23 protein-coding genes are annotated in these 23,342 nt (G+C 60.9%); 11 read left to right on the top strand and 12 right to left on the bottom strand.

Annotated elements, in window-relative coordinates:
- Positions 1–26: 26 nt before the first annotated feature.
- Together speE and IT763_RS19590 are read right to left on the bottom strand one after the other, a co-directional pair.
- A complete protein-coding gene (gene speE, locus IT763_RS19595; RefSeq protein ID WP_016930071.1) occupies positions 27–890 on the bottom strand; it encodes a polyamine aminopropyltransferase in 864 nt (287 codons plus the stop codon).
- Positions 891–1,015: 125 nt separating this feature from the next.
- Complete coding sequence (locus tag IT763_RS19590; protein WP_033634347.1) at positions 1,016–1,363, bottom strand: YacC family pilotin-like protein; 348 nt, start codon at positions 1,361–1,363, stop codon at positions 1,016–1,018.
- 216 nt (positions 1,364–1,579) lie between these two features.
- Between IT763_RS19590 and cueO the strand changes: the two genes are divergently transcribed.
- The 4 genes from cueO (at position 1,580) to hpt (ending at position 4,428) form a co-directional block, all read left to right on the top strand.
- A complete protein-coding gene (cueO, locus tag IT763_RS19585) occupies positions 1,580–3,223 on the top strand; it encodes a multicopper oxidase CueO (protein WP_164053471.1) in 1,644 nt (547 codons plus the stop codon).
- A gap of 105 nt (positions 3,224–3,328) precedes the next feature.
- The gene (locus IT763_RS19580; protein ID WP_206194943.1) at positions 3,329–3,520 is read left to right on the top strand and encodes a stability determinant; all 192 of its coding nucleotides are present in this window, start codon (positions 3,329–3,331) and stop codon (positions 3,518–3,520) included.
- A gap of 5 nt (positions 3,521–3,525) precedes the next feature.
- On the top strand, positions 3,526–3,801 hold the full coding sequence (locus IT763_RS19575; protein WP_049208401.1) for a type II toxin-antitoxin system RelE/ParE family toxin: 276 nt from the start codon (positions 3,526–3,528) through the stop codon (positions 3,799–3,801).
- Positions 3,802–3,891: 90 nt separating this feature from the next.
- Complete coding sequence (hpt, locus tag IT763_RS19570) at positions 3,892–4,428, top strand: hypoxanthine phosphoribosyltransferase (protein WP_004937527.1); 537 nt, start codon at positions 3,892–3,894, stop codon at positions 4,426–4,428.
- A gap of 38 nt (positions 4,429–4,466) precedes the next feature.
- Here hpt and can read toward each other — a convergent pair whose 3' ends face one another.
- Positions 4,467–5,123, bottom strand: a complete 657-nt coding sequence (gene can, locus IT763_RS19565) for a carbonate dehydratase (protein ID WP_016930066.1) — start codon at positions 5,121–5,123, stop codon at positions 4,467–4,469.
- Positions 5,124–5,333: 210 nt separating this feature from the next.
- Between can and IT763_RS19560 the strand changes: the two genes are divergently transcribed.
- The 3 genes from IT763_RS19560 (at position 5,334) to IT763_RS19550 (ending at position 8,482) form a co-directional block, all read left to right on the top strand.
- On the top strand, positions 5,334–6,257 hold the full coding sequence (locus IT763_RS19560; protein ID WP_015379030.1) for an ABC transporter ATP-binding protein: 924 nt from the start codon (positions 5,334–5,336) through the stop codon (positions 6,255–6,257).
- Complete coding sequence (locus IT763_RS19555) at positions 6,254–7,024, top strand: ABC transporter permease (protein WP_004937535.1); 771 nt, start codon at positions 6,254–6,256, stop codon at positions 7,022–7,024. Before IT763_RS19560 ends, IT763_RS19555 begins: the two co-directional genes overlap by 4 nt.
- A gap of 177 nt (positions 7,025–7,201) precedes the next feature.
- Positions 7,202–8,482, top strand: coding sequence for a polysaccharide deacetylase family protein (locus tag IT763_RS19550; RefSeq protein WP_028127378.1), 1,281 nt, complete (start codon positions 7,202–7,204; stop codon positions 8,480–8,482).
- Between the two features lie 34 nt (positions 8,483–8,516).
- Here the strand turns inward: IT763_RS19550 and panD are convergent, their stop codons facing one another.
- From panD to panB, 3 genes are all read right to left on the bottom strand, one after another.
- Entirely contained in the window at positions 8,517–8,897 is a 381-nt protein-coding gene (gene panD, locus IT763_RS19545) for an aspartate 1-decarboxylase (protein ID WP_004937544.1), read from the bottom strand.
- 145 nt (positions 8,898–9,042) lie between these two features.
- A complete protein-coding gene (gene panC, locus IT763_RS19540; RefSeq protein WP_016930063.1) occupies positions 9,043–9,897 on the bottom strand; it encodes a pantoate--beta-alanine ligase in 855 nt (284 codons plus the stop codon).
- 23 nt (positions 9,898–9,920) lie between these two features.
- Entirely contained in the window at positions 9,921–10,715 is a 795-nt protein-coding gene (gene panB / locus IT763_RS19535; protein ID WP_004937548.1) for a 3-methyl-2-oxobutanoate hydroxymethyltransferase, read from the bottom strand.
- A gap of 165 nt (positions 10,716–10,880) precedes the next feature.
- On the opposite strand from panB, the gene qseB reads away from it, so the two are divergent.
- The gene (qseB, locus tag IT763_RS19530; RefSeq protein WP_004937550.1) at positions 10,881–11,543 is read left to right on the top strand and encodes a quorum sensing response regulator transcription factor QseB; all 663 of its coding nucleotides are present in this window, start codon (positions 10,881–10,883) and stop codon (positions 11,541–11,543) included.
- Positions 11,540–12,898, top strand: a complete 1,359-nt coding sequence (gene qseC / locus IT763_RS19525; protein ID WP_176062681.1) for a quorum sensing histidine kinase QseC — start codon at positions 11,540–11,542, stop codon at positions 12,896–12,898. Before qseB ends, qseC begins: the two co-directional genes overlap by 4 nt.
- 5 nt (positions 12,899–12,903) lie before the next feature.
- On the opposite strand, the gene folK is transcribed toward qseC, so the two are convergent.
- The 6 genes from folK to thpR all read right to left on the bottom strand — a co-directional run bounded on the left by folK (position 12,904) and on the right by thpR (position 18,005).
- A complete protein-coding gene (gene folK / locus IT763_RS19520) occupies positions 12,904–13,404 on the bottom strand; it encodes a 2-amino-4-hydroxy-6-hydroxymethyldihydropteridine diphosphokinase (RefSeq protein WP_004937558.1) in 501 nt (166 codons plus the stop codon).
- Positions 13,404–14,951: a polynucleotide adenylyltransferase PcnB gene (gene pcnB, locus IT763_RS19515; protein WP_071591451.1), complete on the bottom strand. Its 1,548-nt coding sequence runs from the start codon at positions 14,949–14,951 to the stop codon at positions 13,404–13,406. The genes folK and pcnB overlap by 1 nt, the downstream gene beginning before the upstream one ends.
- Positions 14,952–15,012: 61 nt before the next feature.
- Positions 15,013–15,924, bottom strand: a complete 912-nt coding sequence (gene gluQRS, locus IT763_RS19510) for a tRNA glutamyl-Q(34) synthetase GluQRS (protein WP_004937564.1) — start codon at positions 15,922–15,924, stop codon at positions 15,013–15,015.
- A gap of 195 nt (positions 15,925–16,119) precedes the next feature.
- Positions 16,120–16,575, bottom strand: coding sequence for an RNA polymerase-binding protein DksA (dksA, locus tag IT763_RS19505; RefSeq protein ID WP_004937569.1), 456 nt, complete (start codon positions 16,573–16,575; stop codon positions 16,120–16,122).
- A gap of 183 nt (positions 16,576–16,758) precedes the next feature.
- On the bottom strand, positions 16,759–17,466 hold the full coding sequence (sfsA, locus tag IT763_RS19500; protein ID WP_004937572.1) for a DNA/RNA nuclease SfsA: 708 nt from the start codon (positions 17,464–17,466) through the stop codon (positions 16,759–16,761).
- Positions 17,463–18,005 (bottom strand): RNA 2',3'-cyclic phosphodiesterase, encoded by a 543-nt coding sequence (gene thpR / locus IT763_RS19495; protein ID WP_016930058.1) that lies wholly within the window; start codon positions 18,003–18,005, stop codon positions 17,463–17,465. Before thpR ends, sfsA begins: the two co-directional genes overlap by 4 nt.
- 190 nt (positions 18,006–18,195) lie before the next feature.
- On the opposite strand from thpR, the gene hrpB reads away from it, so the two are divergent.
- Positions 18,196–20,634 (top strand): ATP-dependent helicase HrpB, encoded by a 2,439-nt coding sequence (gene hrpB, locus IT763_RS19490; protein ID WP_170913144.1) that lies wholly within the window; start codon positions 18,196–18,198, stop codon positions 20,632–20,634.
- Between the two features lie 118 nt (positions 20,635–20,752).
- Positions 20,753–23,254 (top strand): bifunctional glycosyl transferase/transpeptidase, encoded by a 2,502-nt coding sequence (mrcB, locus tag IT763_RS19485; protein ID WP_016930056.1) that lies wholly within the window; start codon positions 20,753–20,755, stop codon positions 23,252–23,254.
- Positions 23,255–23,342: the final 88 nt, after the last annotated feature.

The following is a 23,342-nucleotide window of genomic DNA, read 5'->3' as shown; positions in this document are numbered from 1 at the left end:
TTGGGCCACCTCCTTTATCTTCTCGCTTAACGTGTTACGTTCAGGGCATTGAGCAAATATTGCGGCAGGGCAAAGCTGCCGACGTGAATTGCCGGGTTGTAATAACGGCAGTGTAGGCCGCTTTGGTTAAAGCGCTGTTGCAGGGTAGGCAGATCGCGCTGGCGCAGCGCCGGGTTCTGGCTCGCCCAGGCAAAGGTCATGATGCCGCCGTAATAGGTCGGGATCGCCGCCTGATAGAAGCTGACGTCGCTAAAGTAGCGGCTCAGTTTGGCGTGGCTGTTGACCGCCTCGTCCTGTTGCAGGAAGCAGACGCCGTTCTGCGCAACGAAAATGCCGCCCTCATTCAGGCAGCGGGCGCAGCCTTCATAAAACGCCGAGGTGAACAGGCTTTCGCCGGGGCCGATCGGATCGGTGCAGTCGGAGATGATCACATCGAACGTTTCGTCGGTTTGATTCACGAAGTTGACGCCGTCGTCGATCACCAACTTGAAGCGCGGATCGTCATAGGCGCCGGCGCTGTGGTTGGGCAGGTATTGGCGGCAGAACTCGACGACGCCGGCGTCGATCTCGACCATGGTGATCTGCTCCACGCCAGGGTGCCGGCTGACTTCGCGCAGCATGCCGCCGTCGCCGCCGCCGATGATCAGCACTTTCTTCGCCTGGCCATGCGCCAGCAGCGGCACGTGGGTCAGCATTTCGTGATAGATGAACTCGTCACGCTCGGTGGTTTGCACCACGCCGTCGAGCGCCATCACGCGCCCCAGCACCGGGTTCTCGAAGATCACCAGATCCTGATGATCGGTCTTCTCGCGGTACAGCACCTTCTCTACCGAGAAGTACTGGCCGAAGCCCGTATGCAGCGTTTCGTACCAAATTTCTTTCTGGGTCATGTGCGGGAAACTCCGTAATAACAGCCATGAAAAATCGGCGCAACATCATAGCTAACTCTGTCTGGCGATGCACGGTTGAATTTCAGACAGAGAGAGCGAAAGGCGGGTGGGGGAGAGAGGCGGAATTAGTTGGCGTAGGCCAGCAGGCTCAACGAGTCGCGCGCCAGCGATTTGCACTTCTTAGGCGTTGGAATGGCGATGCCGCTGAGATCGCGATAGCTGTCTTCGCCCAGCGCCTTCATGTTAAAGCTGTTGTAGTTGCTCAAATCCCAGCGGTTTTGTTGTGCGAAATAGACGATAGCGCGTTTGATTTGCACATTTGGCAAATCGTTGTAGCCGCAATCATTTTTCAAATAAATAAATACCGCCGTCAGATCGGCCAGATCTTCCGCCTCGGATTCATTCAGCGCCAGACTGGCGTTGGAGAAGCCCAGCATCGCCAGCAACAGCATCGATAACGTTGTTTTTTTCATCATGAAATAGGCCTGTTTGTCGTCTGTTGACGTTACCACACTTGCCTGTAAAGGCACCAAATTTTATTGCTGCCGGGCCGGCGTCGCGTGTGTCAGTCACACTCTCTGATTGTGAGGCATAGCTTAAAATACCGCCAGGAAAGGCTTGACCTTCCGCCTGGGGGAAGGTTTAGGCTGGTGGCATTGAGTTATGTCACTGAGAAAAGGGAGTCAGCGATGTTACGCCGTGATTTTATTAAATTAACCGCTGCGCTGGGCGCGGCGAGCGCATTGCCGTTATGGAGCCGGGCTGCCTGGGCGACCGATCGGCCGGCCCTGCCGGTACCGCCGCTGTTGACGCCGGGCGCGCAGGGAAAGATTGCGCTGGCGCTGCAGGCGGGGGAAACCCGCTGGTTGCCCGGCGCCGCCACCAAAACCTGGGGATTCAACGGCGCGCTGCTCGGGCCGGCGGTGAAGCTGCAGCGTGGCCAGCCGGTGACGGTCGATATCAAAAACAGCCTGGCGGAGGCCAGTACCGTCCACTGGCACGGGCTGGAAATTCCCGGCGACGTCGATGGCGGCCCGCAGGCGCTGATCCACCCCGGCGCGACGCGCACGGTGAATTTCACCGTCGATCAACCGGCGGCCACCTGCTGGTTCCACCCGCACACGCACGGTAAAACCGGCAGCCAGGTGATGATGGGGCTGGCGGGGTTGGTACTGCTGGAAGACGATGAAAGCGCCAAACTGCCGCTGCCGAAAACCTGGGGGCAGGATGATATTCCGGTGATCCTGCAGGATAAGCGGCTGGATAAAGACGCGCAGATCGAATACCGCCTGGACGTGATGAGCGCGGCGGTGGGCTGGTTTGGCGATCGCATGTTCACCAATGGCGCGCAGTATCCGCAACATCTGGCGCCGCGCGGCTGGTTGCGTCTGCGTTTTCTCAACGGCTGCAACGCCCGCTCGTTGAATCTGGCGGCCAGTGACAACCGTCCGCTGTATGTTATCGCCAGCGACGGCGGTTTCCTGGCGGAGCCGGTGAAGCTGACCGAGCTGCCGATGCTGATGGGCGAACGCTTTGAAGTGCTGGTCGATGCCTCCGACGGGAAAGCGTTTGATATCGTGACGCTGCCGGTGAAGCAGATGGGCATGACGTTGGCGCCGTTCGATCAACCGCTGCCGGTGCTGCGCATTCAGCCGTCGTTGGCGCAGGGTATCAAAACCATGCCGGACAGCCTGGTGAAGCTGCCGACATTGCCTGCCACCACCGGCATCCAGGAGCGTTGGCTGCAGCTGATGATGGATCCGCAGCTGGATAGGCTCGGCATGCAGGCGCTGATGGATCGCTATGGCCACCAGGCGATGGCAGGCATGAGCATGAATCATGGCGCGACGGGCGCTGGAGACATGAAAGGCATGGAGAAGGGCGGCATGCAGGGCATGGACCACGGCAACATGAAGGGCATGGATCATGGCAAGATGGCCGGGATGGATCACGGCGGCGCGCAGAGCAAAGCCAAACCGTTCGACTTCAGCCACGGCAACATGATCAACGGCAAGGCCTTCGATATGACCAAGCCGATGTTCGCCGCCAAACGAGGCCAGTATGAGAAATGGACCATTTCCGGTGAGGGCGACATGATGTTGCATCCGTTCCACATTCACGGCACCCAGTTCCGTATCTTGTCGGAAAACGGCAAACCGCCGGCGGCGCATCGCAGCGGCTGGAAGGACACGGTGCGCGTCGAAGGGTGGCGCAGCGAAGTGCTGGTGCGCTTCGATCATCCGGCAAGCAGCGAACATGCGTATATGGCCCACTGCCACCTGTTGGAACACGAAGATACCGGCATGATGATGGGCTTTACCGTCGACGAATGATCGCGGTTCATCGCTCAGGTGGCGGTGCGCTCGCGTCGCCAGCGCTTGGTTCAATGAAAGGAAGCCGTTATACTGATTAAAATATCAGCTTTTGAGGAGTGCGTCATGCCGACAAAATTGGATCCCATCGTTTCTGAGTTTGAGACTCAAGAGCAGGCTGATAGCTACGATCGTTGGTTCAGAAGAACTGTGGAATCTTCCATCAATAGCGACTCCTCCCGTATCCCCCATGACGAAGTCATGGCCGGCGCTCGTCACATTATCGAGCAGGCGAAAGCCAAAAGAAAATCGGCCTGACCCTTATGTTAACCGTCAAATGGACTGACGAAGCAAAAACGGGTTTATATACGCTGCTGGCTTTTATCGCTGAGCGAAATCCACTTGCCGCTGAGGCTTTGTTACAACGCATTGAAGAGTCGGTTATCCCGTTAGCGGAACATCCTTATCTATTCCGGCCTGGCAGGGTGAACGGGACTCGTGAAATGGTTGTTCATCCTAATTACATTGTGGTTTACCGCGTGCTGGCTGCACATATTGAAATAGTGAGTGTCCTGCACGCTCGTCAGGAATACCCTTAATAAAGAAAACTCCCCTGTCCGGGAGAGAGGCAAGTCGTAACGGCCTATGCTAAACTCTGCGCCTTTCTTCCGGCAACTGACCTGAATACTATGAAACACACTGTAGACGTAATGATTTCCGAGCAGGAAGTTAAGACCCGTATCGCCGAACTTGGCCGCCAGATCACCGAACATTACCGCGACAGCGGCAGCGACATGGTGCTGGTCGGGCTGCTGCGCGGCTCCTTCATGTTCATGGCCGATCTCTGCCGCGCGATCGAGGTGCCGCACGAAGTCGACTTTATGACCGCCTCCAGCTACGGCAGCGGCATGTCCACCACCCGCGACGTGAAGATCCTCAAGGATCTGGACGAAGACATTCGCGGCAAAGACGTGCTGATCGTGGAAGACATCATCGATTCCGGCAACACGCTGAACAAAGTGCGCGAGATTTTGGCGCTGCGCGGGCCGAAGTCGCTGGCGATTTGCACCTTGCTGGACAAACCTGAGCGCCGTGAAGTACAGGTGCCGGTCGAATATGTCGGTTTCTCGATCCCGGATGAGTTCGTGGTGGGGTATGGCATCGACTACGCTCAGCGCTACCGTCACCTGCCGTACGTCGGCAAAGTGGTGCTGCTGGACGAGTAATTGGATGTGGGGCGCGGCAAGCCGCGCCCGCGGCGGGGTTATACGCCTTTATCCTGCTTCAGTTTGGCTATCGCTTTGCGGTAGCCCATCTCCAGGCTCTCGCGGCTGGTCGCCAGCACTTCCATATCGCGCAGACGGCCGTCCTGAATGCCGTACACCCAACCGTGGATCATCACCTTCTGGCCGCGCTTCCAGGCGGACTGCATGATGGTGGAGTGGCCCAGGTTGTACACCTGTTCAATGACGTTGATCTCGCACAGCATGTCGAAACGCTGTTCCGGCGGCAGCTCGCCCAGCAGCGAGCTGTGCTTGTACCACAGATCGCGAATGTGCAGCAGCCAGTTGTCGATCAATCCCAGCTCAGGGTTTTCCACCGCCGCCTGCACGCCGCCGCAGCCCAGGTGGCCGCAGATGATGATGTGTTCGACTTCCAGCACATCTACCGCATACTGCACCACCGACAGGCAGTTAAGATCGGTGTGGATCACGAGGTTCGCCACGTTGCGATGGACGAACAGTTCACCCGGCTCGAGGCCGGTCAGGCGTTCTGCGGGAACGCGGCTGTCAGAGCAACCAATCCATAAGAAGCGGGGCTTTTGCGCCTGGGCTAAACGTTCAAAAAATTCCGGGTCTTCCTGACTGATATTGGCCGACCAGGCCTGGTTGTTGGCGATAAGCTCTTCGATTTCTTTCATGAAGGTGATTGACCCGTAACGGACAGATTGCGTTGGGGTAATATAGGGTAAGCGTCACAATTTGGAAATCGGAACAGTGGTGCAGCCTCATTTACCGCACGGATTCGACGCAGTGAAAACGCCGTCGATGCTAGGATTATTGTTAGTGTTTCAAGCCTCGCAAACAGGGGCGCGGCGGCATACTCATCGTTATAAGGTACTATTTTACATATGAATTATGCACTGGAATTAGCGCAGCTGACCAAGACTTACGCCGGTGGCGTCAAGGCGCTGCGCGGCATCGACCTGAGCGTCGAAGCGGGGGACTTTTATGCCCTGCTGGGGCCAAACGGCGCCGGAAAGTCCACCACCATCGGCATCATCAGCTCGCTGGTGAACAAAACCGCCGGCAGCGTGCGGGTGTTCGGTTACGACATCGATAAAGACATCGTCAACGCCAAGCGCCAGCTCGGCCTGGTGCCGCAGGAGTTCAACTTCAACCCGTTCGAGACCGTGTTGCAGATCGTGGTGAACCAGGCGGGTTACTACGGCGTCACGCGGCGTGAAGCGATGGCGCGCGCCGAAAAATACCTCAATCAGCTGGATCTGTGGGGCAAGCGCAACGAGCGCGCCCGCATGCTGTCCGGCGGCATGAAGCGCCGCCTGATGATCGCCCGCGCGTTGATGCATCAGCCGAAGCTGCTGATTCTCGATGAGCCGACCGCCGGGGTGGATATTGAGCTGCGTCGCTCGATGTGGGGCTTCCTGAAAGAGCTGAACGCCCAGGGCACCACCATTATCCTCACCACCCACTATCTGGAAGAGGCGGAGATGCTGTGCCGCAACATCGGCATCATCCAGAACGGGGAACTGGTGGAAAACACCTCGATGAAGGGGCTGCTGGCCAAGCTGAAGTCGGAAACCTTCATCCTCGATCTGGCGGCGAAGAGCCCGCTGCCGAAGCTGGACGGTTACCACAGCCGCCTGACGGATACCTCGACGCTGGAAGTGGAGGTGATGCGCGAGCAAGGGCTGAACGGCCTGTTCGCCCAGCTGAGCGCGCAGGGCGTGCAGGTGCTGAGCATGCGCAATAAGGCGAACCGCCTGGAAGAGCTGTTTGTCACCCTGGTTAACGGCAATGGAGAGAAAGCATGACGCGTTTGTATTGGGTGGCCTTACAAAGCATCTGGGCCAAAGAGGTAAACCGGTTCGCGCGCATCTGGATCCAGACCCTGGTGCCGCCGGTGATCACCATGACGCTGTACTTCATCATCTTCGGTAACCTGATCGGCTCGCGCATCGGCGATATGCACGGCTTCAGCTACATGCAGTTCATCGTGCCCGGCCTTATCATGATGGCGGTGATCACCAACTCCTATGCCAACGTCGCCTCGTCGTTCTTCAGCGCCAAGTTTCAGCGCAACATTGAGGAACTGCTGGTGGCGCCGGTGCCGACCCACGTGGTGATCGCCGGCTATGTCGGCGGCGGCGTGGCGCGCGGCATCTGCGTCGGCGTGCTGGTGACCATCATCTCGCTGTTCTTCGTGCCGCTGCAGGTGCACGCCTGGTGGGTGATTGCGCTGACGCTGCTGTTGACGGCGATCCTGTTCTCGCTGGCGGGGCTGATCAATGCGGTGTTCGCCACCACTTTCGACGACATCAGCCTGATCCCGACCTTCGTGCTGACGCCGCTGACTTACCTGGGCGGGGTGTTCTACTCGCTGTCGCTGCTGCCGCCATTCTGGCAGGCGGTGTCCAAGCTGAACCCCATCGTTTATATGATCAGCGGCTTCCGCTACGGTTTCCTCGGCATCAACGATGTGCCGCTGGCGTTCACCATGGCGGTGCTGGTGGCATTTATCGCGGTGTTTTACCTGCTGTCCTGGTACCTGATCGAGCGCGGCCGCGGCCTGCGCAGCTGATCGTATCGCGCCCTCGCTTTCCCGGCGGGGGCGCTTTTCTTGATTTGGCGCAGGCGGCGCGTAAATCAATAGAATTGCTCAAATAACCGCTAGTTCCCCGCTGTTCAAATCGTGCTATGCTGGCGCTCCACATTTCCTCCACTTTTGTCATTACGCACTCGTAAGCAGAACATCATCATGCGGTCTCAATACACGTTAACGGCTGGGTTGCTCGGCATTCTGATGTCGTTGGTTTCCCCTGTGAGCCTGGCTAGTTTGCTGTCGGAAGACAGCGCGGTTAAATCTGAATACATGGAAGCGCAGCGCGATAGCGAAGTCTATGCGTTGGTGGGCGAGCATGTGATCCCGGTAGGGGAGGTGAAGCGCGGGCAACTGATCCAAGTCTTCCCGGCGGATGCGGAATACTACGAATTCAAATTTGGGCATGGTACCGGCTTTATCGATAAAGACGACGTGCGTGAATTGAAGAAGTCGCGCAAGGTGCAAGACGATCTGGGCGAGCTGAACAAACCGCTGACCAACCAGAATCTGATCACGCAAAAAACGATCGACGTATACACCGCAGCGGACAAGGACAGCGAGGTCTTGGGCACGCTGGAAGGCAACCTGCGCTATCCGATCATCGGCAAGCTGAAGGATCGCCTGAACAACACCTGGTACGAGGTCAACATCGGCGAGCGGCTGGGGTTCATTAATGAGTTGGACTGCGAGATCGATAACGGCATACCGGTGCTGACTTACCACCACCTGCTGAAAAACGAAGAGAACAAACGCTTCCGCCACACCTCGACCACCACTTCAGACGTGGCGTTCAGCAACCAGATGACCTACCTGAAGCAGGCGGGTTACGACACCATTTCGCTGTACCAGCTGGAAGCCTACCTGAAAAATCAGATCAACCTGCCGGGCAAGGCGATCGTGCTGACTTTTGACGACGGCCTGAAATCGGTGTATCGCTACGCTTATCCGGTGCTGAAGGATTACGGTTTCCGCGCCACGGCGTTCATCATCTCTTCGCGCATCAAACGCCACCCGCAGAAATGGAACCCGGACTCGCTGCAGTTTATGAGCGTCTCGGAGCTCAAGCAGATTCAGGACGTGTTCGACGTGCAGTCGCATACCCATTTCCTGCACCGCACCGACGGCAATCGCCAGCCGATTTTGCTGAGCCGTTCGCTGCACAATATCGAGTTCGATTTTGAGCGCTCGCGCCGCGCGCTGTCGCAGTTCAATCCGCACGTGCTGTATCTGTCCTACCCGTTCGGCGGCTATAACCAACGGGCGATTCAGGCGGCGCAGGACGCCGGTTTCCATCTGGCGGTGACCACGGTGCAGGGCAAGGTAAAGCCGGGGGATAACCCCTATACGCTGAAGCGGCTGTATATTCTGCGCACCGACTCGATCCAGACCATGGCGGATCGGATAGCCAACAAGCCGGGCACGGTGGTGGTGCAATAAGGAAGAACGGGCGCGCAAGGCGCCCGTTTTATTGTCAGGCGACCTGAACCGGCACGGCTTTCGCCTTGCGCTGCAGGTTGTTGTCACCTTCGAAATAGGCGACTTTCGGGTGGTGTTGGCGGGCGTCGGCGTCGGTCATTTGCACATAGGAGCAGATGATCAGTTTGTCGCCGACGCAGGCGCAGCGCGCGGCGGCGCCGTTGACCGATATGATGCGCGAACCGCGCTCGGCGGCGATGGCGTAGGTGGAGAAGCGCTGGCCGTTATCCACGTTGTAAATATCGATCGCTTCATATTCCAGAATGCCGGCGGCCTCCAGGAAATCCTGGTCGATGGCGCAGGATCCTTCATAGTGCAAGTCAGCCTGAGTGACTTTGACGCGATGCAGCTTGCCTTGCAGCATAGTACGTATCATAGCTTTACCTAACTGAATATCGGCCTTCACAGGCGCTGGGGTTGAACATCTCTCCTGCATCCCTGCAATCTCTATCGTCACCGATTGCTTCGCCATTGTCTACCAATGGCCAGGGCTTCAGGGTGACGACAGTATAAAAAACGGCTTACAGCGTCAGGTCGACCTGCTGGTTGTCGATAAGACGCGCCTTGCCCAGCCAGGCGGCCATCAGCACCACCGCCCGCTGGCTGTCCACCGTCAGCGGCTGCAGGCTGTCGGCGTCGCGAATAAACAACTCATCCGGCGTAAAGCCGGCGGCGCGCAGCTGCTCGGCGGTCTGCTCTAGCAGCGCTTCGACCTGGCGCTCGCCATTGGCCAACTGTTGCGCCAGCGCGTTCATGATTTTGCTCAGCTGCGGCGCAACCTTGCGCTCTTCGGCGGTCAGGTAACCGTTGCGCGAGCTGAGGGCCAGGCCGTCTTTGGCGCGCACGGTCGGCACGCCGACGATATCGATGTCGTAACCCATGTCCGCCACCATTTTGCGGATCAGCGCCAGCTGTTGGTAATCCTTCTCGCCGAAACAGGCCAAATCAGGCTGCACCAGGTTGAACAGCTTGCTGACGATGGTGGAAACGCCGCGGAAGTGGCCCGGACGGCTTGCGCCTTCCAGGATGGTGGAGATGCCCGGCACATCGACGTAGGTCTGCTGCTCCAGGCCCTGCGGATAAACCGCGGCCGGGGCCGGCGCAAACACCAGATCGACGCCGCGGCGAGTCAGCTTCTCGCTGTCTTCCTGCAGCGTGCGCGGGTAGCGCGCCAGATCGTCCGGCCGATCGAACTGCATCGGGTTAACGAAGATGCTCACCACCACCACGTCGGCGCGGGCGCGCGCTTCATCGACCAGCGTCATGTGGCCGTCGTGCAGGTTGCCCATGGTCGGCACCAGTGCGATGCGTTTGCCTTCCTGGCGCCAGCGGCGGATCTGCTGACGCAGCATCGGCAGGGTTTCGATAATAATCATTGGGGGACTCCTGGAACCATCGCTTAGTTAAAAGAGTGTTCAGCCGCCGGGTAGAGGCCTTGCTCCACTTCCTGAATGTAATGCTGCACCGCCGTGCGGATATCGCCGCTCTGCGCCAGGAAGTTCTTGGCGAACTTCGGCGTGTGGCCGCCGGTGATGCCGAAGGCGTCATGCATCACCAGGATCTGGCCGTCGGTGCCGTTGCCGGCGCCGATGCCGATGACCGGAATGGACAGCGCTTCGGTGATCTGGCGCGCCAGCTCGGTCGGCACGCATTCCAGCACCAGCAGCTGAATGCCGGCCAGTTCCAGATTCTGCGCGTCCTGCAACAGCTGTTTGGCGGCCAGTTCGTCGCGTCCTTGCACCTTATAGCCGCCGAACACGTTGACCGACTGCGGCGTCAGGCCCAGGTGTCCGCACACCGGTACCGCGCGTTCAGCGAGCATTTTCACCGTGTCGCACAGCCAGCTGCCGCCTTCCAGTTTCACCATGTTGGCGCCGGCGCGCATCAGCTCGGCGGCGTTGGCGAAGGTCTGTTCCGGGGTGGCGTAACTCATGAACGGCAGATCGGCCAGCAGCAGGCAGGCCGGCGCGCCGCGGCGCACGGCGCGCGTGTGGTAGGCCACGTCGGCGACGGTGACCGGCAGCGTGGAGTCGTGGCCCTGCAGCGTCATGCCCAGCGAATCGCCCACCAACAGGACTTTGATGCCTTGCTCTTCAAACAGTTTGGCAAAGCTGGCATCGTAGGCGGTAAGGGTAGCAAACTTGCGCTGCTCCTGTTTCCACTGGCGCAAATGGGTCACGGTGGTGGGTTTCATCACAACGTCTCCTGAAAGGGCCGTGCGGCTTACGCAGGCCCAGGCTGCAAAAAAGTGCAGCCATTCTACTGTAACCCGATCGGGGTGGGTAGCGCGGATCGCCATGCTTAAGCGGTTCTTAAGAACCTTGTGGTGCAATGGCGCCAAGACTCAAAAGGGATACTCATGCGAATTCTGTTGATCGAAGATGACAAACTGATCGGGGACGGCATCAAGGCCGGGCTGACCAAACTCGGCTTCAATCTGGACTGGTTCACCGACGGCGCCGTCGGCAAAAATGCGCTGGACAGCGCGCCGTACGACGCGGTGATCCTCGATCTCAGCCTGCCGGGCCTCGACGGCCTGGATCTGCTGCGCCAGTGGCGCCAGGCCGGGCAGGACGTGCCGGTGCTGATCCTCACCGCCCGCGATGCGCTGGAGCAGCGGGTCAGCGGGCTGCAAAGCGGTGCCGACGATTATCTGTGCAAGCCGTTCGCGCTGGCCGAAGTGGCGGCGCGCCTGCAGGCGCTGATCCGCCGTCGCCACGGCCAACTGATGCCGCAGCTGACGCATGGCAACGTGGTGTTCGACAGCGCCACCCGCAGCGTGAGCTGCAACGGCGAGCCGGTGACGCTGACGCCGCGCGAATTGGCGGTACTGGAGCTGTTTCTGCACAACAAAGGGCGCGTGCTGGCGCGGCCGTTGATTCAGGAGAAACTGTACAACTGGGACGACGAAGTGAGCAGTAACGCGGTGGAGGTGCATATTCACCACCTGCGGCGCAAGCTGGGTAACGGCTTCATCCGTACCATCCACGGCGTGGGTTACACGCTGGGGGATGCGCCGTGAAGCGTCTCAGCCTGCGGCTGCGTCTGATCCTGATCTTCAGCCTGCTGGCGCTGCTGACCTGGAGCACCGCCAGCGTGGTGGCCTGGGTGATGTCGCGCAATACCATCAACGAAGTGTTCGACACCCAACAGATGCTGTTCGCCAAACGGCTGGCGACCGCCAACCTCGGCGATCTGTTGGCCGATGAAAGCGCGCGCAGCCTGCCGAAAACCAAGAAGCTGGTGCATCACGGCAAGCGCGGCGAGCAGGACGACGACGCGCTGGCGTTCGCCATCTTCGATCGCCAGGGCAAGATGCTGCTCAACGACGGCGAGAACGGTGCCGACTTCCTGTTTGACGGGGAGCGTGAGGGTTTTACCGACGGCGAGCGCAAAGGCGATGACGACAGCTGGCGCCTGGTGTGGCTGACCAGCCCGGACGGGCGCTACCGCATCGTGGTCGGCCAGGAGTGGGATTACCGGCGCGATATGGCGCTGGGCATGGTGACCGGCCAACTGGTGCCCTGGCTGGTGACGCTGCCGGTGCTGATGCTGCTGATCGCGCTGATGGTCGGGCGCGAGCTGCGGCCGTTGCGCACGGTAGCCGCCGGTTTGCGCCGGCGCGCGCCCGATGATGCGACGCCGCTGGACGCGCGTCAGGTGCCGACCGAGGTGCGCCCGCTGGTGGATGCGCTCAATGCGCTGTTTGCCCGCATCAACGCTTTGCTGGTGCGGGAGCGACGCTTCACCTCCGATGCCGCGCACGAGTTGCGCAGCCCGCTGGCGGCGCTGCGGGTGCAGACTGAAGTGGTGCAGCTGGCGGGGGACGATGCGCCGATGCGCGAGCACGCGCTGGACAATCTGACGCTCGGCATCGATCGCGCCACCCGGCTGGTGGATCAGCTGTTGACGCTGTCGCGGCTGGATTCGCTGTCGGATCTGGCCGAACTGGCGCCGATCGACTGGAACGATCTGGTGACGATGACCCTGGCGGAACAGGACCGGCAGGCTCATGCGGCGGGCGTGACGCTACGCTATGAACATCGGGGAACGCCGCCGCCGCGTCAGGGAGAAACCTTGCTGCTGTCGTTGCTGTTGCGCAATCTGCTGGACAACGCGGTGCGCTATACCCCGCAGGGCGGCGTCGTCACCGTGACGTTGAGCGAACGTTCGCTGACGGTGGCGGACGACGGTCCGGGTGTCACCACGGAGCATCTGGCGCGGCTCGGAGAGCGTTTCTATCGCCCGCCGGGGCAGGAACAAACCGGCAGCGGGCTGGGGCTCTCGATCGTACAGCGTATTGCCGGCTTGCATGGTTTACAGATCAGTTTCGCCAATCGCCCGGCGGGGGGATTTGTCGCGCGGTTGGCGCTGTAGGCGGGTCAGGATTTCGGTTTTGGCGAGTGCCACAGCGCCATGCCGTTTTCCGGCACGCGCTTGAGGCAGCTGGCGAGCGGTTCGCCATCGGGGAAAATCAGATCGGGGGCGATTTCCGCCAGCGGGTAGAGCATGAATTCGCGCTCTTTCAGGCCGTAATGCGGCACCGTCAGGCGATCGGTATGGATCACCTTGTCGCCGTACAGCATGATGTCCAGATCGAGCGTGCGCGGCCCCCAGCGTTCATCCTTGCGCACGCGCCCCTGATTGCGTTCTATCGCCTGGGTATGGTCGAGCAGCTGTTCGGGCGGCAACAGGGTATCCAGTGCCACCACCGCATTGAGAAAGTCCGGCTGGTTTTGCGGCCCCAGCGGCTTGGTGCGGTAAAACGAAGAACAGGTGACCAGCCGGGTGCGCGGGAGATGCTCCAGCGCCTCCAGCGCGGCGTTAACCTGTTGCAGCGGCTGCGCCAGGTTGCTGCCCAGCGCGATATAAACGCGGATCATTATGCCCCTTCTTTACGCGGTGCCCGGCGGCGAGGGCGGCGTTGGCGCGCGCGGCGCGGCGCCGGATCGTCACCCAGGGTGCTCAGCATGGCTTTCTGCCGCGCCGGCGTGGCGTCCTGGAACTCGCCCCACCACTCGGCCAGACGCAACATTTCCTGATTGTCTTCCACTTCCGCACGCAGCGCCAGCAAATCATAGGCGGCGCGGAATTTCGGATGCTCCATCAGTTTGTGTGCGCGTTTGCCCTGGCGGCGGGACAGGCGCAGCTGCAGCTGCCAGATATCGCGCACCAGCGTGGTGATGCGTTTCGGGATCGCCAACGAGCGGCACTGCTCGTCGAGCACATCGTTCATCGCCAGCGCGAAGGCGTCGTAGTAGGCCAGGCCGCTTTCCTGCGCCAGCTTCTGCGCGTGCTCCAGCAGCGGGTACCACAGCATGGCGGCGAACAGGAACGCCGGGTTGACGCGCATGTCGTTCTGCAGACGATGATCGGTGTTCTTCAGCACCTGCACCAGAATGCGCTCCATCGGCGTATCGTGGTTCGGCGTGAAGTTGCGGGCGATCAGCGGGAACAGCGGTTGGAACAGCTGATATTCGCACAGCTTCAGGTAGGTTTGGAAACCGTAACCCGCCTGCAGCAGCTTGAGGGATTCTTCGAACAGACGCGCCGGCGGGATCTCATGCAGCAGCGAGGCCAGGCGCGGGATCGGCTCGGCGGTCTCTTCGCTGATGCGCATGTCCAGCTTGGCGGCGAAGCGCACCGCGCGCAGCATGCGCACCGGATCTTCGCGGTAGCGGGTTTCCGGATCGCCGATCAGGCGGATCACGCCTTGTTTCAGATCGTTCAGGCCGCCGACGTAATCGCGCAGGGTGAAATCCGCCACGCCGTAGTACAGGCTGTTGATGGTGAAATCACGGCGCTGGGCGTCTTCCTCGATCGAACCGAAGATGTTGTCGCGCAGCAGCATGCCGTTTTGCGCCTGCTGGGAGGAATTCTTGTCGGATTCCTGATTCTGTTCGTGGTGACCGCGGAAGGTGGCCACTTCGATGATCTCCGGCCCAAACATCACGTGCGCCAGACGGAAGCGGCGGCCGACCAGGCGGCAGTTGCGGAACAGTTTGCGCACTTGTTCCGGCGTGGCGTTGGTGGTGATGTCGAAGTCTTTCGGCTTTTTGCCGAGCAACAGATCGCGCACCCCGCCGCCGACCAGATAAGCCTCGTAGCCGGACTTGTTCAGGCGATAAAGCACTTTCAGCGCATTTTCGCTGATGTCTTTACGGGAGATCGAGTGCTGTTCGCGCGGGATCACGGTCATCGAGTCGTTGCTCTCGGCGATAGGAAAAGGCGGACGCTTGCGCGGCGTTGAGCGGCGGGCAGGGGCGTTGCTGCCGTTATCGGCGGCGCGCGGCTGCGGCGCAGGGCGGCTTGGCGCCGCGGCACGCTCTTCGCGGACTACGTTTTTATCGCCGGCCGCCGCGTCGTCGCGGGGCAGCTTGTCATCGCGGGTCAGTACCTTACGACAGAAGTTGGCTACTCGGGTAAAAATGGTACACCTCGATAGTGACTGATAAAAATGGAGCTAACAAAAAATAGCGGCTAATCATAGCTCACCATGGCTCCTTTGAGAATGCCGGCGTGTTTTCATCCAGAGGGATAGCCTCCTGACGCGGCACGTTTTCCAACCGCCAGTGTTCGATCGCCCAGCTCAATAATAATGGCAGGTCAAGATCTTGCCAGCTTTCCGGCAGCGGTTGGCGCAGAAATTTCAGCGCGGCGATCAGCACCGGGCGCGGATCGCCTGCGGGCAACGCCGGCGCATGATTTTGCTTCGACAGCTTGATGCCGTTGGCGCCCAGCGCCAGCGGCAGATGCACATAGGCGGGCACCGGCGCCTGCAGCTGGCGGTAGAGGGCAATTTGGCGCACCGTCGGTTCGATCAGATCGGCGCCGCGGACAATCTCGGTCACGCCCTGAAAATGGTCGTCGATCACCACCGCCAGGTTGTAGGCGAACAGCCCATCGCGGCGGCGAATGATAAAGTCTTCCCCCGCCAGCGCCGGATCGGCGTGCAATTCTCCCTGCAGGCGATCGTGGAACCGGTAAACGGGGGCGGTCTGACGCAAGCGGATAGCGGCACCCTGCGGGCCGAGCTGCAAATCGCGGCAGTGGCCGTCGTACAATCCGCCGATGTGCTGGATGCGGCTGCGGGTGCAGGTGCAGTAATAGCTGAGCCCCTGGCGCTGCAACAGATCCAGCGCGGCGCGATAGGCGTCGTGACGTTGGGATTGATAGATGACCTGGCCGTCCCAGTGGAGACCATAATGTTCCAGCGCGGACAGGATGCGAGCGGCGGCGCCGGGGACTTCACGCGGCGGGTCGATATCTTCGATGCGAACCAGCCACTGCCCGCGTTGGGCGCGAGCCTGAAGGTAGCTTCCCAGAGCGGCAATCAGCGAACCGAAATGCAGATCCCCGGAAGGCGATGGGGCAAAGCGCCCCACATAATGACTTTCTTGCATATCAGAGGGGAGAGGTTCCCTTTTCTCTGTGCGGCGCACGCGGGTACGCACGCCGCAGCGGTAACATACTCGTTATGCTTGAAACTGCATCTGTGTTAGCTGCGCCTGCTTACCCGAATCACTTACTTGAGTAAGCTCATCGGGATGCGCATTCTTGCCACCTTGATGCAGCTCCAATCATTTAGAGTAGCGGTATTAGCCGGCCATCTGCTTTTCGCGGATCTCGGCCAGCGTCTTGCAGTCGATGCACAAATCGGCGGTCGGACGCGCTTCGAGGCGACGAATACCGATCTCCACGCCACAAGATTCGCAGTAGCCGAAATCATCGTCTTCCACTTTCTTCAGCGTTTTCTCGATCTTTTTGATCAGTTTGCGTTCACGGTCACGGTTACGCAGTTCAAGGCTGAACTCTTCTTCCTGAGTGGCACGGTCGGCCGGATCAGGGAAGTTGGCTGCCTCTTCTTGCATATGCGATACAGTACGGTCCACTTCGTCCCTGAGCTGGTTGCGCCACGCTTCAAGAATGCGCTTGAAATGCGACAACTGGGCGTCGTTCATGTACTCTTCGCCCGGCTTCTCTTGGTACGGCTCCACCCCAGCGATGGCGAGAATGCTCAAGGACGAGGTTTTACGGTTTTGCCCTTCTTGCATGTTGCTTCTCCTACATACACACGCACTATCGAATCCCCAATGCGGGGGAAAAACAGGCCGCTATAAATAACAGAAGGAAGGTAGGTTGGCAATTATTCCTGTCGCCCGCTTGACAATCGTGTGAAGGAGGGCGTATTTGGCGATCGTGCTGGCCGGTTGTCTATTTATAGGGACCCGACTGCGCTAATCGATAAAAAACGGCAGCTTATCGCAGAGATAAATACCGTCAGGTGATAATTTTGCCCCGTAGCAAACCACTTCCACTCCCAACTGCCGGACCTGTGCCAACAGCGCCGCATAGCGCTCATCTATATGATGTGCCGGTGCGACCTGCTCAATACCGCTGTGTAACACGGCAAAGAACAACACCGCCCGTTGCCCGCTTTCAACCACGCTGAGCAACTCACGCAGGTGCTTTTGCCCTCTGAGCGTTACCGCATCAGGAAAGTAACCACGTTGTTGTTGCAGTAATGTGACTGACTTAACTTCAATATAGCAGTTAACCCGATTTTCTGCCTGTAATAACAAATCGATACGGCTGTTTTCACCGCCGTATTTCACCTCGCCGCTGATTTTACTGTAACCGGATAATTCATTGATTAAATTGTGTTCAATCGCCTCGCGCACCAGCGCGTTGGCGCGCAGGGTATTGACGCAGATCCAGTGCCCCTGTTGGGTATGGGTCAACTCCCAGCTGTGAGCGTATTTGCGCTTGGGATTGTCCGAGGTGGAGTACCAAACGGTGTCGCCGGGCGTGGCGCAGCCGGTCATGGCGCCGGTATTGGCGCAGTGCAGCGTAAAGGTTTCCCCTTCCGGGGTGATCACGTCCGCCAGAAAGCGTTTGTAACGTTTGATCAGCGTGGCGGAACGCAGCGGTGGAGAAAAAATCATGCGGATGCCTGTTTGGCCAGCGGCCACTGTTCGAGGTGTTGATAGCGGGTGCGGCCGTTTTCGAACACCGACTCATATAAGGAAAAGGCGTCGGCGCTGAACGCCCAGCCCGGCGTCGCCGGTGGGATCGCCACCGGCTGGGTGGCGGCGCGCAGCAGCGTGACATGCGGATGGAACGGCAGCGCGCTTTGATGGCAGCCGCTGCGGGCGGCCTGCGATCGCAGCAGCTCGGCCAGCTGCAGCAGCCCGCGCGGCGCGCGGCGGGTGCCGAGCCAGACCACGCCGGGGCGCGGCCAATGGCCGAGATCGTCGAGCCGCATGCTGAACCCGGGTTGTACGATGCGGCCGGCCAGCTTGCGCAGCGCTTGCTCTTTCTGCGCGGTGACCTCGCCGAGAAACGCCAGCGTCAGATGCAAATTGGCCGCAGCCACCGGCCGGCCGGCCTCCGGCGCAAACGCCTCGGCGCGCCAGCGGATCACCTGCTGTTGCAGGGCGTCAGGCAAGGACAGGGCGAAAAACAGGCGGCGCGAATTGGACATAAGGGCTCGGCAAATGCATGACAAAACGGTCGGGAACAGCGGTAAACGTTGCTGGCAGCGGCCCCGCGAGGGGCGCGGCGCACGAATGAGCTCCGTACTATAGCTAACGACGCCGCAGTTTGAAAGGCTACGGGGACAAAGCTAATGCTACACTGTACGCCGTTTAACGTTAACCACCACGGAGAGTTCAGTGTCTTCATTGCCCGTCAGCGCGGTGCTTGATGAGTTGCTGGCTGCGTTGCAGTCCGCTCCTCAGGTGCTGTTGCACGCCCCGACCGGCGCCGGTAAATCCACCTGGCTGCCGCTGCAGCTCCTGGCGAAGGCCGGGTTGCCGGGGCGCATTATCATGCTGGAGCCGCGGCGGCTGGCGGCGAAAAACGTCGCTTACCGCCTGGCACAGCAACTGGGGGAGGAGCCCGGCCAGACCGTGGGCTACCGCATGCGCGCCGAAAGTAAAAGCGGGCCGCAGACCCGGCTGGAAGTGGTGACGGAAGGCATTCTCACCCGCATGTTGCAGCAGGATGCCGAGCTGCAGGGCGTGTCGTTGGTGATCCTCGATGAATTCCACGAACGCAGCCTGCAGGCCGATCTGGCGCTGGCGTTGCTGCTCGATGTGCAGCAAGGGCTGCGCGACGATCTGAAGCTGCTGATCATGTCGGCCACCTTGGATAACGCTCGCCTGTCGCAGTTGCTGCCGGAAGCGCCGGTAGTGGTGTCCGAGGGGAGAAGCTTCCCGGTTGAGCGTTTATATCAGCCGTTGGCCAGCCATCAGCGGTTGGAGGACGGCGTAGCGGCGGCGGTGAAGCGGTTGCTGGCCGAACAGCCGGGATCTTTGCTGCTGTTCCTGCCGGGCGTGGCGGAGATCAATCGGGTGCTGGAGCGATTGACCGGCGAGGTGGCGAGCGATACCGATCTTTGCCCGCTGTATGGCGCCTTGCCTCTGGCGCAACAGCAAAAAGCGATTCAGCCGGCGGCGCCTGGTCGCCGCAAGGTGGTGCTGGCGACCAACATCGCCGAAACCAGCCTGACGATCGAGGGCATTCGGCTGGTGGTGGACAGCGGTCTGGAGCGCGTGGCGCGTTACGACGTGCGCAACGGTTTGACGAGGCTGGCGACGCAGCGCATCAGTCAGGCCTCGATGGTGCAGCGCGCCGGGCGCGCCGGGCGGCTGGAGCCGGGCCTTTGCTGGCATCTGTTCGCCAAAGAACAGGCGGAACGCGCGGCGGAACATGCCGAACCGGACATTTTGCAGAGCGATCTCACCGGCTTCTGGCTCGAACTGTTGCAGTGGGGTTGCCACGATCCGGCGCAACTGACCTGGCTGGATGCGCCTCCGGCGGCGGCATTGACGGCGGCCAGGGCGCTGTTGCGCCGGTTGGGGGCTACGGATGACGGCGACAAACTCACCGCGCCGGGGCGCCAGATGGCTGCGTTGGGGTGCGAGCCGCGGTTGGCGGCGATGCTGGTTGCCGGCGCGACGCTGAGCGCCGACGGCCTGGCGACGGCGGCATTGTTGGCGGCATTGCTGGAAGAACCGCCGCGCGGCGGGCAGATGGATATCGGTTATTGGCTGAGCCGCCCGCAAGCGAACTGGCGGCAGCGCGCCGCGCAGTTGGCCAAACGCCTGCCGCAACGTGCGGGGCAAGTCGACGTCGAGCTGGCGCCGCGTCTGTTGGCACAGGCATTTACCGATCGCATCGCCCAGCGGCGTGGCCAGGACGGCCGCTACCTGCTGGCCAACGGCCTGGGCGCGGCGATGAATCAGGACGAGGCGCTGTCGCGCGCCCCCTGGCTGATCGTTCCCAGCCTGTTGCAGGGCCACAACAGCCCCGATGCGCGTATCCTGCTGGCGCTGCCGGTGGACATCGAAGCGCTGGCGGCGCAGCTGCCGGCGATGGTCATGCAGCGCACGGCGGTGGAGTGGGATGAAGAAAAGGGCACGCTGCGCGCCTGGAAACGCCAGCAGATCGGCCGTCTGACGCTGCGCGCTCAGCCGCTGGCCAAACCGGCGGACGAAGAGCTGCAGCAGGCGCTGCTCGACTGGGTGCGCGCGCAGGGGTTGGCGGTGCTCAACTGGGAGGGCGCCGCTGAACAATTGCGGGTGCGCCTGCAGTGCGCGCAAGCCTGGCTGCCGGAGGCGGAATGGCCGGCGATGGATGAAGAGCCGCTGCTGGCGGCGCTGGAGCAGTGGCTGTTGCCGTCGCTGAACGGCGTGCGCGATCTGCGCGGCTTGAAGCAGGTCAACATCGCCGAGGCGCTGTCCCGCCTGCTGGACTGGCAGCAAAAGCAGCGGCTGGATAATGCGTTACCCACTCATTACACTGTGCCGACCGGTAGCCGCCTGCCGATCCGTTATGAGGCCGGTAAACCGCCGGCGCTGGCGGTGCGCTTGCAGGAGGTTTTCGGCGAGCAGCGCAGCCCGATGTTGGCGGAGGGTCGCATCCCGGTGGTGCTTGAGTTACTCTCACCGGCGCACCGGCCGTTGCAAATCACCGGCGATCTGGCGGCCTTCTGGCAAGGCGCCTACCGCGAGGTGCAAAAAGAGATGAAGGGCCGCTACCCGAAACACGTGTGGCCGGACGATCCGGCCACGGCGGTACCGACGCGCCGAACGAAGAAATATCAGTAGGTCGCGATCATTCAAGGTTTGGAATTCAGATGTTTCTTCTGGTCAGCGCTGCGGCGTCGGCACAGATTAAGCGACTAATCATGGCCGGCAGTGTCGGCAAGCTCGGAGAACAACAGCCATGGCTGGGGATGACCGCGAGCCCATCGGGCGCAAAGGAAAACAACCAAAAAGCACCGCGTCGCGCAAGCCGCCGCGCCGTCGCCGAGACGACGATTATGACGATTACGAAGAAGACGAGTATGACGATGATGAGTATGAAGAGGAGGAGGAACGCATGCCGCGTAAGGTAAAAGCGACTCCGCCGCGTAAAAAACGCCGCTGGCTCGGCCTGATTATCAAACTGATCCTGGTGCTCGCCGTCTTGTTGGCGATCTATGGCGTCTACCTGGACTCGCAGATCCGCAGCCGCATCGACGGCAAAGTCTGGCAGCTGCCGGCGGCGGTGTACGGCCGCATGGTCAACCTGGAACCGGGCATGCCGTACAGCAAGAAGGAGATGGTCAACCTGCTGGAAGGCATGCAGTATCGCCAGGTCAGCCGCATGACGCGTCCGGGCGAGTTTACCGTACAGGCCAACAGCATCGAGATGCTGCGTCGCCCGTTCGACTTCCCGGACGGTAAAGAAGGGCAGATCCGCGCCCGCCTCGATTTCCAGAACAACCGTTTGGCGAAGATCGAAAACCTGGACAGCGGCCGCAGCTTCGGCTTCTTCCGCCTCGATCCGCGTCTTATCACCATGCTGCAGTCGCCGAACGGTGAACAGCGCCTGTTCGTGCCGCGTTCCGGTTTCCCGGATCTGTTGGTGGACACGCTGATCGCCACGGAAGACCGCCACTTCTACGAGCATGACGGCATCAGCCCATACTCCATCGGCCGCGCGGTGCTGGCCAACCTGACCGCCGGCCGTGCGGTGCAGGGCGGCAGTACCCTGACGCAGCAGCTGGTGAAGAACCTGTTCCTGACCAACGAACGTTCGCTATGGCGTAAGGCCAACGAAGCCTATATGGCGCTGTTGGTGGATTACCGTTACAGCAAAGACCGCATCCTGGAGCTGTATCTGAACGAGGTGTACCTCGGCCAGAGCGGCAGCGACCAGATCCGCGGTTTCCCGCTGGCCAGCCTGTATTACTTCGGTCGCCCGGTGGATGAGCTGAGCCTCGATCAACAGGCGTTGCTGGTCGGCATGGTCAAGGGCGCGTCGCTGTATAACCCGTGGCGTAACCCGAAACTGGCGCTGGAACGCCGCAATCTGGTGCTCAAACTGCTGCAGAACCAGGGGGTGATCGACGGCGAGCTGTATGACATGCTGAGCGCGCGTCCGCTGGGCGTACAGCCGAAAGGCGGCGTCATTACGCCACAGCCGGCGTTTATGCAGATGGTGCGTCAGGAACTGCAAACCAGGCTGGGCGATAAGGTCAATGACCTGTCCGGCGTGAAGATCTTCACCACGCTGGATCCGGTGTCGCAAGACGCGGCGGAAAAAGCGGTTGAAGACGGCATCCCGGCGCTGCGCGCCGCGCGTCACCTGCAGGATCTGGAAGCGGCGATGGTGATCGTCGATCGCTTCAGCGGTGAAGTGCGCGCCATGGTCGGCGGCGCCAACCCGCAGTTCGCCGGTTTCAACCGCGCCATGCAGGCGCGACGCCTGGTCGGCTCGCTGGCCAAACCGCCAACGTACCTGACCGCGCTGTCCGAGCCGGACAAATACCGCCTCAACACCTGGCTGGCGGATGCGCCGCTGTCGCTGAAACAGCCCAACGGCGCCGTCTGGCAGCCGAACAACTACGATCGCAAATTCCGCGGTCAGGTGATGCTGGTGGATGCGTTGGCCAACTCGCTGAACGTGCCGACGGTGAACCTCGGCCTGTCGGTCGGGCTGGATCAGATCAGCGCCACGCTGCAACGCCTGGGGATCCCGAAAGCGGAGATCAATCCGGTGCCTTCGATGCTGCTGGGAGCGATCGGCCTGACGCCGATGGAAGTCGCGCAGGAGTACCAGACCATCGCCAGCGGCGGTAACCGTGCGCCGCTGTCGGCGGTGCGTTCGGTGATCGCCGAAGACGGCACCGTGCTGTACCAGAGCTTCCCGCAGGCGGAGCGCATGGTGCCGGCGCAGGCCGCTTACCTGACGCTGTACGCGATGCAGCAGGGCGTGGCGCGCGGGACCTCCCGCTCGCTGTCGGTGAAGTTCCCGAACTACAACCTGGCGGCGAAAACCGGTACCACCAACGATCTGCGCGACAGCTGGTTCGCCGGCATCGACGGCAAGGAAGTGGCGATCGCCTGGGTCGGGCGCGATAACAACGGCCCGGCCAAGCTGACCGGCGCCAACGGCGCGTTGACCCTGTATCGCCGCTATCTGGAAAACCAGACGCCGCTGCCGCTGATGCTGCAGCCGCCGGAAGGCATTAACCAGATGAGCATCGACTCTGCCGGCAACTTTATCTGCGGCGGCGGCAGCTGGCGCACCATCCCGGTCTGGACCGACAATCCGCAGGGATTGTGCCAGGCCAGCCAGGCGGCGGTGCAGCAACAGCAGCAACAGCAACAACCGGCGGCGGGTGAGCAAAAAGATGGCGATGGCGTCGCCGGCTGGATCAAGGATATGTTCGGCCAGTAATCGCTACCGGGGCGTCGGCCCCGGTGAAAGTTTTTTCTTTGTTATTAAGCCCGTAACCTTGGTTGCGGGCTTTTTTATTTTTCTGCTC

This window comes from Serratia sp. CMO1 (assembly GCF_015689115.1).
In the GTDB taxonomy this organism is placed as follows: domain Bacteria; phylum Pseudomonadota; class Gammaproteobacteria; order Enterobacterales; family Enterobacteriaceae; genus Serratia; species Serratia marcescens.
This window is presented reverse-complemented; position numbering and strand designations above follow the sequence as displayed.

Bases quoted from the DNA above. Each gene is read 5' to 3' on its own strand.
- speE (WP_016930071.1), bottom strand. From the start codon at position 890: ATGACCCAGAAAGAAATTTGGTACGAAACGCTGCATACGGGCTTCGGC.
- IT763_RS19590 (WP_033634347.1), bottom strand. From the start codon at position 1,363: ATGAAAAAAACAACGTTATCGATGCTGTTGCTGGCGATGCTGGGCTTC.
- cueO (WP_164053471.1), top strand. From the start codon at position 1,580: ATGTTACGCCGTGATTTTATTAAATTAACCGCTGCGCTGGGCGCGGCG.
- IT763_RS19580 (WP_206194943.1), top strand. From the start codon at position 3,329: ATGCCGACAAAATTGGATCCCATCGTTTCTGAGTTTGAGACTCAAGAG.
- IT763_RS19575 (WP_049208401.1), top strand. From the start codon at position 3,526: ATGTTAACCGTCAAATGGACTGACGAAGCAAAAACGGGTTTATATACG.
- hpt (WP_004937527.1), top strand. From the start codon at position 3,892: ATGAAACACACTGTAGACGTAATGATTTCCGAGCAGGAAGTTAAGACC.
- can (WP_016930066.1), bottom strand. From the start codon at position 5,123: ATGAAAGAAATCGAAGAGCTTATCGCCAACAACCAGGCCTGGTCGGCC.
- IT763_RS19560 (WP_015379030.1), top strand. From the start codon at position 5,334: ATGAATTATGCACTGGAATTAGCGCAGCTGACCAAGACTTACGCCGGT.
- IT763_RS19555 (WP_004937535.1), top strand. From the start codon at position 6,254: ATGACGCGTTTGTATTGGGTGGCCTTACAAAGCATCTGGGCCAAAGAG.
- IT763_RS19550 (WP_028127378.1), top strand. From the start codon at position 7,202: ATGCGGTCTCAATACACGTTAACGGCTGGGTTGCTCGGCATTCTGATG.
- panD (WP_004937544.1), bottom strand. From the start codon at position 8,897: ATGATACGTACTATGCTGCAAGGCAAGCTGCATCGCGTCAAAGTCACT.
- panC (WP_016930063.1), bottom strand. From the start codon at position 9,897: ATGATTATTATCGAAACCCTGCCGATGCTGCGTCAGCAGATCCGCCGC.
- panB (WP_004937548.1), bottom strand. From the start codon at position 10,715: ATGAAACCCACCACCGTGACCCATTTGCGCCAGTGGAAACAGGAGCAG.
- qseB (WP_004937550.1), top strand. From the start codon at position 10,881: ATGCGAATTCTGTTGATCGAAGATGACAAACTGATCGGGGACGGCATC.
- folK (WP_004937558.1), bottom strand. From the start codon at position 13,404: ATGATCCGCGTTTATATCGCGCTGGGCAGCAACCTGGCGCAGCCGCTG.
- gluQRS (WP_004937564.1), bottom strand. From the start codon at position 15,924: ATGCAAGAAAGTCATTATGTGGGGCGCTTTGCCCCATCGCCTTCCGGG.
- dksA (WP_004937569.1), bottom strand. From the start codon at position 16,575: ATGCAAGAAGGGCAAAACCGTAAAACCTCGTCCTTGAGCATTCTCGCC.
- sfsA (WP_004937572.1), bottom strand. From the start codon at position 17,466: ATGATTTTTTCTCCACCGCTGCGTTCCGCCACGCTGATCAAACGTTAC.
- thpR (WP_016930058.1), bottom strand. From the start codon at position 18,005: ATGTCCAATTCGCGCCGCCTGTTTTTCGCCCTGTCCTTGCCTGACGCC.
- mrcB (WP_016930056.1), top strand. From the start codon at position 20,753: ATGGCTGGGGATGACCGCGAGCCCATCGGGCGCAAAGGAAAACAACCA.